The organism is Methylobrevis pamukkalensis, assembly GCF_001720135.1.
Taxonomy (GTDB): Bacteria; Pseudomonadota; Alphaproteobacteria; order Rhizobiales; family Pleomorphomonadaceae; genus Methylobrevis; species Methylobrevis pamukkalensis.
In genome coordinates, this window is sequence record NZ_MCRJ01000127.1 from 1 (window position 1) to 11,775 (window position 11,775).

The 11,775-nt window shown below is 68.4% G+C and carries 10 protein-coding genes and 1 pseudogene; 4 read left to right on the plus strand and 7 right to left on the minus strand.

What is annotated here, in order from left to right; all coding sequences use genetic code 11:
• The 6 genes and pseudogenes from A6302_RS17235 to A6302_RS17260 form a co-directional block, all read right to left on the minus strand.
• Positions 1–458: response regulator (locus tag A6302_RS17235; RefSeq protein WP_141703880.1), on the minus strand; the 458-nt coding region annotated here is incomplete at its 3' end.
• A 106-nt stretch (positions 459–564) separates the two neighbouring features.
• Positions 565–930: a response regulator gene (locus A6302_RS17240; RefSeq protein WP_069308084.1), complete on the minus strand. Its 366-nt coding sequence runs from the start codon at positions 928–930 to the stop codon at positions 565–567.
• 150 nt (positions 931–1,080) lie between these two features.
• A pseudogene (locus A6302_RS17245) lies at positions 1,081–1,568 on the minus strand (chemotaxis protein CheW).
• On the minus strand, positions 1,565–4,318 hold the full coding sequence (locus A6302_RS17250) for a hybrid sensor histidine kinase/response regulator (protein WP_069308077.1): 2,754 nt from the start codon (positions 4,316–4,318) through the stop codon (positions 1,565–1,567). Before A6302_RS17250 ends, A6302_RS17245 begins: the two are co-directional and overlap by 4 nt.
• A 220-nt stretch (positions 4,319–4,538) precedes the next feature.
• On the minus strand, positions 4,539–5,210 hold the full coding sequence (gene chpT, locus A6302_RS17255) for a histidine phosphotransferase ChpT (RefSeq protein WP_069308078.1): 672 nt from the start codon (positions 5,208–5,210) through the stop codon (positions 4,539–4,541).
• A 140-nt stretch (positions 5,211–5,350) separates the two neighbouring features.
• Positions 5,351–5,791 (minus strand): YHS domain-containing (seleno)protein, encoded by a 441-nt coding sequence (locus A6302_RS17260; protein ID WP_069308079.1) that lies wholly within the window; start codon positions 5,789–5,791, stop codon positions 5,351–5,353.
• 328 nt (positions 5,792–6,119) lie between these two features.
• On the opposite strand from A6302_RS17260, the gene A6302_RS17265 reads away from it, so the two are divergent.
• Together A6302_RS17265 and A6302_RS17270 are read left to right on the plus strand one after the other, a co-directional pair.
• Positions 6,120–6,713, plus strand: a complete 594-nt coding sequence (locus A6302_RS17265) for a DUF1134 domain-containing protein (RefSeq protein ID WP_069308080.1) — start codon at positions 6,120–6,122, stop codon at positions 6,711–6,713.
• A gap of 190 nt (positions 6,714–6,903) precedes the next feature.
• The gene (locus tag A6302_RS17270) at positions 6,904–7,848 is read left to right on the plus strand and encodes a hypothetical protein (RefSeq protein ID WP_141703882.1); all 945 of its coding nucleotides are present in this window, start codon (positions 6,904–6,906) and stop codon (positions 7,846–7,848) included.
• Between the two features lie 39 nt (positions 7,849–7,887).
• On the opposite strand, the gene A6302_RS17275 is transcribed toward A6302_RS17270, so the two are convergent.
• Entirely contained in the window at positions 7,888–8,562 is a 675-nt protein-coding gene (locus A6302_RS17275) for a GntR family transcriptional regulator (RefSeq protein ID WP_069308085.1), read from the minus strand.
• A 444-nt stretch (positions 8,563–9,006) separates the two neighbouring features.
• Here A6302_RS17275 and A6302_RS17280 point away from each other — a divergent pair, with 444 nt between their 5' ends.
• Together A6302_RS17280 and A6302_RS17285 are read left to right on the plus strand one after the other, a co-directional pair.
• Positions 9,007–10,011: an ABC transporter ATP-binding protein gene (locus tag A6302_RS17280; RefSeq protein WP_069308082.1), complete on the plus strand. Its 1,005-nt coding sequence runs from the start codon at positions 9,007–9,009 to the stop codon at positions 10,009–10,011.
• Positions 10,012–10,080: 69 nt separating this feature from the next.
• Positions 10,081–11,370, plus strand: a complete 1,290-nt coding sequence (locus A6302_RS17285; protein ID WP_069308083.1) for an ABC transporter substrate-binding protein — start codon at positions 10,081–10,083, stop codon at positions 11,368–11,370.
• Positions 11,371–11,775: the final 405 nt, after the last annotated feature.

The window sequence follows — 11,775 nt, forward strand, 5'->3', positions numbered from 1 at the left end:
GCCGGCGCGGACGCGCTGCGGGCCTGCATCGCCAGCGTCGCGCTCATCGGGCGCTGACCGCGGCGCCGGGCGCGTTCGCCGAGGCTGATGATCTTCTCGATCAGCTCGCGCCGGAACTCCGGCGAGGTGGTGACGCGGCTGTTGCCCTCGGGCTTGGGCACATAGTCGGCCGCACCCAGCGACAGGGCCTTGAGGCTGATCTCCGCGTTGCGGCGCGACAGCGTCGAGGCGATGATCACCACGAGACCGGGCTTTTCCTTCAGCAGCAGCGGCAGCGCGGTCAGCCCGTCCATGTCGGGCATCTCGATGTCGAGCACCACCACATCCGGATTGGCGCGCTTGACGTCCTCGACCGCCAGCCGGCCGTTGCGATGGCTCGCCACGACGGCGGTTGCACGTTCCTCGTCGACCCAGCGGCCGATCAGGCCGCGGATCACGACTGAATCGTCCACGACCATGACCTTGATCGGATCCGTGACCGGGCCAGGAGGAGGGGTGGCTTGTAGTGTCGCCGTCATTGTTCTTCTCTTCCGCTCGTCACGTCCCGATCGACCCCGGACGGGATCAGATCAGGCCGACTTCCTGGAACTTCGCCTCGACGATCTCGCGATCGAACGGCTTCATGATGTATTCGTTGGCACCCGCGCGGATCGCCTTGGCGATGTGCCCGACATCGTTCTCGGTGGTGCAGAACACGACCTTCGGGGCGTTGCCGCCGTCGAGCTTGCGCAGCTTGCCGAGAAACTCGATGCCATCCATGACCGGCATGTTCCAGTCGAGCAGGATCGCATCGGGCATGTGGTCGAGGCAGGCGCGCAGCGCCTGCTCGCCGTCCTCGGCCTCGGTGATGGCGAAGGACATATCCTCCAGGATCCGGCGTGCAACCTTCCGGATCACGCTGGAATCGTCGACAACGAGACAGCTTTTCATCTTGAGCTCCATCTGTGGCCGATCGCGCGCCCGCGGCCGCCTCTGGCCCCCTCGCCGGCCGGCACGCACCTGCGTGCCGGACCGCTGGAGGGTTCGCCGCCCCTGGCGGCGACCGGCGGCCTCATGCCGCCGTGTATTCCGTCAGCGGCCTCACGCCGCCATCTGTTCGTAGAGACTGCCGAGCACGCGCTCGACGTCGAGGATCACCATCAGCTGGCCGTCGAGCCGGTGGACCCCGCCCGAGATCTCGGCCCAGCGCGGGTCGAGGTTCGACGGGTTCGGCTCGCGGGTGCCGTTGGGCAGCGTCAGCACCTCGCCGACCTCGTCGATGATCAGGCCGTAGGACTCGGAGCGGAACTCGATGCCGACCGCCATGATGCCATGGCGCCCTCGCGCAGCGGCAGGCCGAGCCGGCGGCGCATGTTGATCGCCGTGACGATCCGGCCGCGCAGGTTGAGCACCCCCGCGATCTCGGGCTGGGCCAGCGGCACCCGGGTCATGCTCTCGGGCACGAACACGTCGTGGACCTTGTGGATCGGCAGGCCGAACAGCTGCCCGCCGATCACCACGGTCACGAACTGGATGCTGTCGGAGGCCAGACCCTTGTCGTTGTTGTTGTCGCCGGTGATGCTGGTCATGCCGCCATCCCCATGTCCTGGTTGGTGAGTTCCTTGAGCGAGGCGATCAGCCCCGACCGGTCGAATTTGGCGACATAGTCGTCGAAGCCGGCCTGGCGGCCCCGTTCGATCGAGGCCGGCGTGCAGAGGGCGGACAGCGCGATGATCGGCGTGGCCTTGAGGCGCGGATCACGGCGCAGCGTCTCGGCGAACTCGAAGCCGTTGACGCCGGGCATCTCGATGTCCGAGACGATCACGTCGAAGGTCGGCGCCTCGGCGACCCGGCGCAGCGCGTCGGTGGCCGACGCACAGATCGTCACCTCGAAGCCGGCCGCCTTCAGCACCGGCCCGAGCATGTTGCGGAAGAAGGGGCTGTCGTCGACGAACAGCAGGCGACGGGTGAGCGCGGCCTGGGCGAATTCCTTGCGGAAGAACCAGTCCTCGAAGGCGAGCGGCAGGTAGTAGCCGATGTCGATGACCTCGGTCGCCTTGCCCTTGATCACCGCCGAGCCCAGCACGCCCTGGATGTCGGAGCCGACCTGGATGTCGAGGCGCTCCTCGACGATATCGACGATCTCGTCGACCACGAGGCCCATCGAGCGGCCGGCGTCGGAGAACACCAGCATCGGCTGGGTGCCCTCGGTGCGGTGACGCACCATCTCGTTCATGCGCACCAGCGGCATCAGCGAGCCGCGGTACTGCACCAGCTCGCGGCCGTTGGAGCGCTCGATCTTCTCGATCTCGAACTCTTCGAGGCGCGTGACCAGCGACAGCGGGACGGCCTTCGGCTCGGGCGAGCCGGCACGGAACAGCAGCATCGAGACGCGGGCATTGGTGTCGTCCACCGCCTGCACCTTCTCGTGGTCGCTGAGGTCGCCGATCTCGGCCGTCACCGAGGTGCCGATCGCCGAGGCGATGCCGTTCGGGTCGATGATCATGATGACGCTGCCGTCGCCGAGGATCGTGTTGCCCGAGAACATCGTGATGTGCCGGAGCATCTTCGACATCGGCTTGACGACGATTTCCTCGGTGTGGAACACGCCGTCGACCACGATGCCGAAGGTCTGGCTGCCGACCTGCATGACGACGATGAAGCCGTCGTCGGCCGTGGCGCTGGAGGCGTCCGCCGTGCCCAGCATGTTGCTGAGGGTGACGAGCGGCAGCAGCTTGCTGCGCAGGCGCAGGACCGGCGTCTCCTTGATCCGCTCGATGCGGTGCTCGGAGTTCGACTGGACCCGCACCAGTTCCACCACCGACAGCTGCGGGATGGCGAAGCGGTCGCCGCTCGATTCGACGATCAGCGTCGAGACGATCGCCAGCGTCAGCGGGATCTTGATGGTGAAGGCGGTGCCCTTGCCGGACACCGATTTCAGGTCGACCGTGCCGCCGATCAGCTCGATGTTGTTGCGCACCACGTCCATGCCCACGCCGCGCCCGGAGACGGACGTGACGGCGGCAGCGGTGGAGAAGCCCGCGGCGAAGATGTACTTGTTGATCTGCGCGTCGGACATCTTCTCGAGCTCGGCCTCGGTGGCCAGCCCGTTCTCGACGACCTTCTGCTTGATCCGCTCGACGTTGAGGCCGCGGCCGTCGTCGGCGATCTCGATGATGATGTGGCCGCCCTCGTGATAGGCGGAGAGACGGATGATGCCCTTGTCGGGCTTGCCCGCCTTGCGCCGGCCCTCGACGGTCTCGAGGCCGTGGTCCGCCGAGTTGCGGACCATGTGGGTGAGCGGATCCTTGATCAGTTCGAGAACCTGGCGATCGAGCTCCGTCTCGGCGCCGATCATCTCCAGCTCGATTTCCTTCTTCAGCTCGTTGGCAAGGTCGCGCACGATGCGCGGCAACTTCTGCCAGGCGTTGCCGATCGGCTGCATGCGCGTCTTCATGACGCCTTCCTGCAGCTCGGCCGTCACGTTGGACAGCCGCTGCAGCGGCACCTTGAACTCGCTGTCCTCGTGGCGGCGGACGATCTCGAGCAGCTGGTTGCGGGTCAGCACCAGTTCCGAGACCATCGTCATCAGGTTCTCGAGCGTCTCGACCGTGACGCGGATCGACTGGCTGGAGACGCTGGCCTTGGCCTCGCCGCTGTCGCCGGCGTCCTCGTCGCTCTTGACGGCGGCCTTGGCGATCGCCTTGACCGGTCCGGTCTTGCCCATGCGGGCGTCGAGTTCGGCGGCGACCTTGGCAAAGTCGATGCCGGCCGCCGCGGTGGTCTCGACGACCTCCTCCTCGGCGACGGTGACTTCGACGGCCGTCTCGCGGAAGGCGCGCTCCAGCTCGTCGAGCGAGACCTCGCCGAGGCGCAGCTCGCGCTCCAGCGTCTGGTCGGCAAGCGTGCCGCGGGTCTCGGGCTTGGCGGGCTTCTTCTTGGCTTCGGCCATGCTGGCGTCGCCGGCGATCGACATCGCCTCGAGCTGCTTGATGAGGTCGGTGTCCTCGCCCTTCGGCTCCTCGCCCTCGCGGGCCTCGAGCTCGGCGAGGATCGCCTTGATCCGGTCGATGGTCAGGAGGATGAGGCTGACCGCCTCCGGGGTGACGGCCGCGCCGTCGCGGAACTTGCCCATCAGGGTCTCGGCCGCATGCGCCAGCGCCTCGAGGCGCGGCAGGCCGAGGAACCCGCAGGTTCCCTTGATGGTGTGGACCAGACGGAAGATGTTGTCGAGGATACGTGCGTTGTTCGGCTCCTGCTCGAACTTCACGAGCTCGACGTCAACGACGTCCAGACTTTCATTCGTCTCCGTCAGGAATTCCCTCAGAAGATCATCCATGTGCGCACTCCCCGGACGGCACCCGCGCCACGGCTTTCCATCCTGCGGAAAGATCCTCGGGCACGTTCCCCGTCCAGAAGTGTCGGGTCAAACGGTTAACATTGGCTGAAGCCGGATATCCGGACTTTTATGTACCGGGCAAGATTCCGACAACACGCGGCACGGGAAAACATGATCCCCGCGCAAGACAATGCAAGTAGAGATGTGACGACTAGGGCCGTCAGAGCGCGTCGGCCGGCGCCACGTCCGCGGGATTGGCCGCGGCCGAGAAGACGACGACAGTATCCTCGGTCTTTTCGACCGTGACGCGCATGCCGGCTTCGCGGGCGAGAAGGCCGGCGTAATAGGCTGGATCGCCTGGCGTCGGGCGCGCGTCGATCTCGCCGGCCAGCAGTTCGACGAGCCGCGGCGGAATGCGCGCGGCGGTGCCCCGCGCCTCGATCCGCTGCAGCGGACAGGGCGCGCCGCCCTCCAGCGTCACGGTGATGACGCCGCCGCGCGGGATGGCGTGCAGCGAGCACAGCAGCATGTTGAGCAGCAGCTTGACCTGGTTCTTCGGGAGCAGCAGCCGCGGCGCGTTCCACACGAACTCGGCCTTCTCGCTCTCCATGTAGCCCTTGGCCACCTTCTCGGCATCGCCGAGGTCGACCTCGGCGCCCGCAGAGCCGGCCGCGCCGAAGGCAAGGCGTGCGAACTGGAGCTTGGCGGAGGCGGTGCGGGCGCTCTTGCGGATCAGGTCGAAGGCGAATTCCTTCATGTCCTCGTTGTTCTCCTCGTCGAGAACCTCGAGACCATTGGTGATCGCACCGACCGGGCTGATGATGTCGTGGCAGACCTTGGAGCAGAGAAGCGCCGCAAAATCGAGGGCCGCGATCTTGGAATCCGTGGACATGCGCCTCTCCACCCATTTCGGGGGAACGCGAGCCTTTCCGTTCCCTGCCGAATCGTCGATTGCCGCGGTTTTTCCCGCTGCGACTGGATACACGCCCCCGCCCCGACTGCCAACCCGCCGTCACCCTGCCGCCGGACGGCTCAGCGCGAAGCGAGGCTCTCGATGATCACCGGCCAGCGGGCATCGGCCTCGGCGATCAGCCGCGCGGCATCCTTCAGCCACTGGTCGCGCTGCTGGGCGGAGGAAAAGAGGAACAGCCGGTTGTCGCGGATGGCAAAGAACTCCGGCGCGCCGGGCACCGGAAAGCCGGCCGCCGCCGCGACGGCCGAATGACCGCCGTAGGCCGGGACATAGACCGCGGGCGCCGCGGCGAAGGCGGCGGCGTTGCCCCGGCTGGCAAAGCGCCAGAAGACGCCGTCATGTTCGCTCTCGTAGTCGGCCTTGCCCTCGCGCGGCCCGCCCTCGGTGAAATAGGCGACGGGGTCGAAGCCGTAGAGCGCAAGCCCGGTATAGGTGTCGTGGACGATGCGCTCGTTGAGGGCCGCCGCCGGCGTCGTGGCGAGAGCGAGCCATGCGATCATCCCGCACGCCCGCCACAGCGCGCCGCGCGCCGCGGGGCGCTGCCGTCGTGATGCCGGATTCGTCTTCGACTGTAGGGCCACCATGATCACGCCTCCGGCCCCGACCAGAGCATGAAAACCCCAAGGAACTCTTGCGCCCCACATTCGGCACGAACCCGGCACGGCGCCTCACCGGCATGCGGGCCCCTTCGTTGCCTGACGGACCGTTAACCGGCTGGCAACCATGATCGACCAATTGCTAGACGTCCCGGAGGGTGTGAGGTCGGCTGCAACCGGTCTGCCGTGCCCGGGGATCGGGGCGCCGTCTCGACGAGAAGGGAACGATCGCATGCAGGGCATCTTCACTCGGCTCTTCCGCAGTCTGCTGCTGGTGGCCGCGCTCGCGACCACGCTCGGCCCGGCCTCCATCCTGCCGGCGGCCGCCCAGCAGACCGGCGACACCGGCTACTCCGGCGAGGAACTGGTCGGCGCCGGCAACCAGTTCTTCGGCCAGCTTTCGGCCGGTCTGGCCAGCGTCGTGGAAAAGGCGGTCGCCCAGTACGGCCAGCCCAACGGCTACATCCTCGGCCAGGAGGGCACCGGCGCCATCTTCGGCGGCTTGCGCTACGGCGAGGGCACGCTGTTCACCCGCAACGCCGGCAACCTCAAGGTCTTCTGGCAGGGCCCGACCTTCGGCCTCGACCTCGGCGCCGACGGCGCGCGGACCATGATCCTCGTCTATGACCTGCCGTCGGTGGACGCGATCTACCGGCGCTTTGCCGGCGTGGACGGCTCGGCCTACGTGGTCGGCGGCTTCGGCATGACCGCGATGCGCTCGGACGACATCGTGCTGGTGCCGGTGCGCTCCGGCGTCGGCGCCCGGCTCGGCATCAACGTCGGCTATCTGAAGTTCACACCGCAGCCGACGTGGAATCCCTTCTGACCGGGTGGCGTTGATCCGCCTGTCGCATCGGCTTATGCTTGGCGCCTGAAGGATTTACGCGGCATCTGCCAGTCCATCCGGACGGGCCCGGCCCCGCGCGACGGTCACGGCAAAGTCGTCTCTTCAAGACCCGGTTTCTCGACACTCTTGCCCTCACGGGCTCTGGCAGGCGATCTTGATCGAACAGGCGATGTTCTTCACGCTCGGTGCGCTCACCGCGGGGCTTCTGGCCCTGCTGGTGCTGCCGGCCTATGCCCGGCGCGCCGCCCGGCTGGCCCGGCGCGACATCGAGGCCCGCCTGCCGATGACGCTCGAGGAGTTTTCCGCGCAGAAGGATGCCCTGCGCGCGGTCCATGCCGCCAGCACCGCCCGGCTCGAACGCAAGGCCACCGATCTCGGCGACCGGCTGGTCGAGGCGCGCATCCTGGCCGAACGCACCGGAGGCGAGGCCGCCGCACTGCGGGCCCGCAACGCGGATCTGGTCGCGCAGGTCGGCGAGACGGAAAGCCGGGCGCAGCGGCTGCGCGAGGATCTCGACCAGCGCGAGGCCAGCCTGCGCGAGCTGCGCGACCGGCTGGGCCTGGCCGAATCCGCGATCGAGGCCCGGATCGCCCGCGCGCTGCGGTCCCCTGCGCAGGCCGCGTCGCCCGAGCCGCTGCGGTTCGGCCCGGCAGCAATCCGCCCCGAGCACAGCCGCGACCCGCGCGCGGACGACGACCGCAACGCTCTCTCCGACCTTGCCATCGCCCGCATCGCCGACGACCTGCGCCTCGTGGCGCTGGATGACGACGGCGAGCCCGATCCCGAGGTGATGCGCGAGGCCCGGATCAGCGCCGCCGTCGCCGTCAACCGGGCCAACGACATGCGGCTCGAGGCCCTCGCCGGCAAGCTGAGGGCGATCCGCCAGGTTCATGCCGAAACTCTGCCGGCATTGGCCGAAGGCGCAACCGGCCGGGCCGATGGCGGCGGTGCGGCAGCCGCGGGCGGTGCCGCGGCACCGGGGCCGGCCCTGTCCCTCGCGCCCCCCGCCTCCGTCCTTCCGACCGCGCAGATCCCCACGACGATGAGCCCGGTGCCGGCGGCCCTGCCCGCCGCCGGCGGAACGCCTTCGGCCGCCGCCGCCAAGCCGGCGTGACGCAGGCAATGAACGGGATGATGGCCGGCCCCCGGGGCGTCAGCCGCCGGTGAGTGCGGCAGACAGATCCGAGACGCCCTGACGCGGGTCGGTCAGATCGAGCCCGTCGAGGGTTTCGGCGAGGTGATCGCGCATCAGCTGCTGGGCCAGCTCCGGCCGCCCCGCAGCCAGCGCCTCGACCAGCGCCCGGTGGGCGCTGCAGGCGCAGGTCGCATCGCGCCGCCGCCAGTAGAGCGCGACGATCAGCGACGAGCGCGAGACGAGTTCGCGCACGAAGCGGGCCAGCGTCACCTGCCCCGCCGCATCGGCCATCAGCACGTGAAATCGCCCCGACAGCAGGATCGCCTGCTGCTGCCGTTCGCCGTGGACGGCGGCCTCCTCCGCGTCGAGATGCCGGCGCAGGGCCGCGATGTCGGCAAAGGACACGCGCTCGGCCGCGCGGGCGGCCAGTTGCGGCTCGATCAGCAGCCGCGCGTCGAACACCTCGCGCGCCTCGGCGGTGCCGGGGCTGGCGACGAAGGCGCCGCGGTTGGGCTCGATGACGATGACGCCGTCATGGGCGAGCGCTTCCAGCGCCGAGCGCACGATCGTGCGGCTGGCGCCGTAGATGCTGCCGAGATCGTCCTCGGGAAGCCGCGTCATCGGCGACAGCCGGTTGGACAGGATCGCCTCGAGGACCGAAACATAGATCGCCCGCGCCCGCGCGCCGCGCAGGCCCGCGCCTGCCCGGCCGCCAAGGCCGGGGTCCGCCGCCCGACCGCCGTCGCTGCCCCGTGAAGGGGCGCGGGAACGCGCCGATTTCACTCCGCCGACGGTCAAGCTCCAGCCTCCCGGACCGCGCATGCCGCGCCGCTCGTCCGGTCCGGCCGCAGCGACGCCATGACCAAGGATATCGGGCGCCCGCCGGCTCCGCAAATCGAGATTGTATACAAATTGGCGCAGTGATTGTGTGCAATTGCCCGCAAATTCGGCATGACCCTGCAGAGGGCCGCCGGCCGTCATCGTACCCCGCTCCGACCGTGCCGCACAGCCCGCTGATTCACCCGGCGTTTTGCCCGGCACCGCGCAGTTGGCACGTCGCTTGCCAACAGGGTTGCGAACCGCCGCCGGCCTCGCCTGCGGCGGCCATCAAGACAGCAACCGCCGCAGGAGCCCGACATGTCTCGTGGAGCCGACCTCGAACTGGCGAGTGTGACCAAGAGCTATTCGGGCACCGTCGCCGTCGACCGGATCTCGATCCGGATTCCTGCCGGCACCTACTGCTGCCTGCTCGGCCCCTCCGGCTGCGGCAAGTCCTCGACCCTGCGCATGATCGCCGGCCACGAGGAGATTTCCGACGGCGACATCGTCATCGGCAACCGCGTGGTCAACGGCGAGCCGCCGGTCAAGCGCGGCACGGCAATGATGTTCCAGAGCTACGCGCTGTTTCCCCATCTCTCGGTGCGCGACAACGTCGCCTTCTCGCTGAAGATGCGCGGCGCCTCCAAAGCCGACCGCCACAAGCGCGCCGACGAGATGCTCGAGCTGGTGGCGATGACGCCCTATGCCGACCGCCTGCCCGCCCAGCTCTCCGGCGGCCAGCAGCAGCGCGTGGCGCTCGCCCGCTCGCTGGTGACGGACCCGGTGATCCTGCTGCTGGACGAGCCGCTGTCGGCGCTCGACCCGTTCCTGCGCATCCGCATGCGCGCCGAGCTGAAGCGTTTCCAGCGCGAGCTCGGCATCACCTTCATCCACGTCACCCACGGCCAGGAAGAGGCGATGGCGCTCGCCGACCTCGCGGTGGTGATGAACCACGGCAAGATCGAGCAGGCCGGCACGCCGCAGGAGATCTTCGACCGGCCCGCCACCGAGTTCGTCGCCAAATTCATGGGCGGCCACAACGTGATCGACCTCGGTGGCAAGCGCGTCACCGTGCGGGCCGACAAGGTGGCCCTCGGCGCCGACGAGACCGCCATGCCGACCGTCCACACCCGCGGCGGCACCGTCACCAGCGTCGAGTACCAGGGCTACACCGTGGTCGTGACCCTGGCCGGCGACGACCAGCAGGAACTGCTGGCGATCGTGCCCGAACGCACCTTCTTCGCCAGTCCCGTCGAGCCCGGCGCCCGCGCCGCGATCGGCTGGGACAGCCGCGACATCCACGAACTCGCGGCATCGGCCTGAGGCCGGCGCCGCGCTCCAACCACCCGGCGACGCCGACACATCAAAGATGACAACAGGGGACAGTCCGACATGACGACGAAAGACATCACCTCCAGGGCCGTGAGCCGCCGCGACGTGCTCAAGGGCGCGGCCGCCACCGCCGCGCTCGCCGCCGGCTCCGGCGCCATCACCGGCTTCCCGGCGGTCATCGCCTCAGAAGGCGTGACCCTGCGTTACCTCGGCACGGCGGTGAACCAGTCGGCCGACATCGCGAAGAAGGCGAAGGAAGACCTCGGCATCACCATCGAGTATATCCCGGTCACCACCGACGACGTGACCAAGCGGATCATCACCCAGCCCAATTCCTTCGACATCGTCGACAGCGAATACTTCTCCCTGCCGAACCTGGTGCCGTCGGGCAACCTGATGGGCATGGACGCCAACAAGATCAAGTATGCCGACAAGCTCGCCACGGTGATGACCAAGGGCGAGATCAACGGCAAGAAGGTCGGCCTGCAGGGCACCGCCCCGGCCAAGGTGTTCTACCTGGAGAAGCAGTACGGCAAGTCCTTCTCGGCCGAGCCGACCGAGTGGATCACCCTGATCCCGACCACCTACAACGCCGACACGCTCGGCATCCGCCCCGACATCATCGGCCGGCCGATCGAGAGCTGGGCGGAACTGCTGAACCCCGAGTTCAAGGGCAAGGCCTCGATCCTCAACATCCCGTCGATCGGCATCATGGATGCCGCGATGGTCGTGGAAGCCACCGGAAAGTACAAGTATCCGGACAAGGGCAACATGACCCGCGAAGAGATCGACATGACCATGGCCGTGCTGACCGAGGCCAAGAAGGCCGGCCAGTTCCGCGCCTTCTGGTCCGACTTCAACGAGAGCGTCAACCTGATGGCGTCCGGCGAGGTCGTGATCCAGTCGATGTGGTCGCCGGCCGTGACCGCCGTGCGCTCCAAGGGCATCGCCTGCACCTACCAGCCGCTGAAGGAAGGCTACCGCGCCTGGGCCTCGGGCTTCGGCCTGCCGAAGACCCTCAAGGGCAAGGAGCTCGACGGCGCCTACGAGTTCATCAACTGGTTCCTTTCGGGCTGGGCCGGCGCCTACCTCAACCGCCAGGGCTACTACTCGGCCGTGCTCGACACCGCCAAGGAGCACATGGAGCCCTACGAGTGGGCCTTCTGGATGGAAGGCAAGCCGGCGGAAAAGGACATCCTGGCCCCGGACGGCACGCTCCTGGAAAAGGCCGGCGCGGTGCGCGACGGCGGCTCCTACGAGGCGCGCATGGGCGGCGTGGCCTGCTGGAACTCGGTCATGGACGAGAACGAATACATGATCAAGAAGTGGAACGAGTTCATCGCCGCCTGATGACCATGGCGAGGGGGCGGCGCAGGCCGCCCCTTCTTCCTTGCTTGGTGTGCGTGCCCATCCTGCGTTCGGCGGGCGCCGCTCACCCCCCTCCCTGTCCCTCCCCCACAAGGGGGAGGGGACGCCGGATCGAGCCGGTCCCTGCAGAACGAGCTCCCGCCGCGGCGCGATGCCACGGGGGGAAAAGGTCCTCGCCTTCATCGTCCCTCCCCCCTTGCGGGGGGAGGGAGAGGGGTGGGCCGCAGATGCGACGACCGCGAGATCCCCGTTTCACCGCCCCGGAGCCGCCATGCCGACCCCTTCGATGACCGCGTCGAGATGGACCCCCTACTGGCAGGCCGCGCCGATGGCGGCGGTGTTCCTCGTGTTCTTCATCCTGCCGCTGGTGGCGACGCTGGTCGTCAG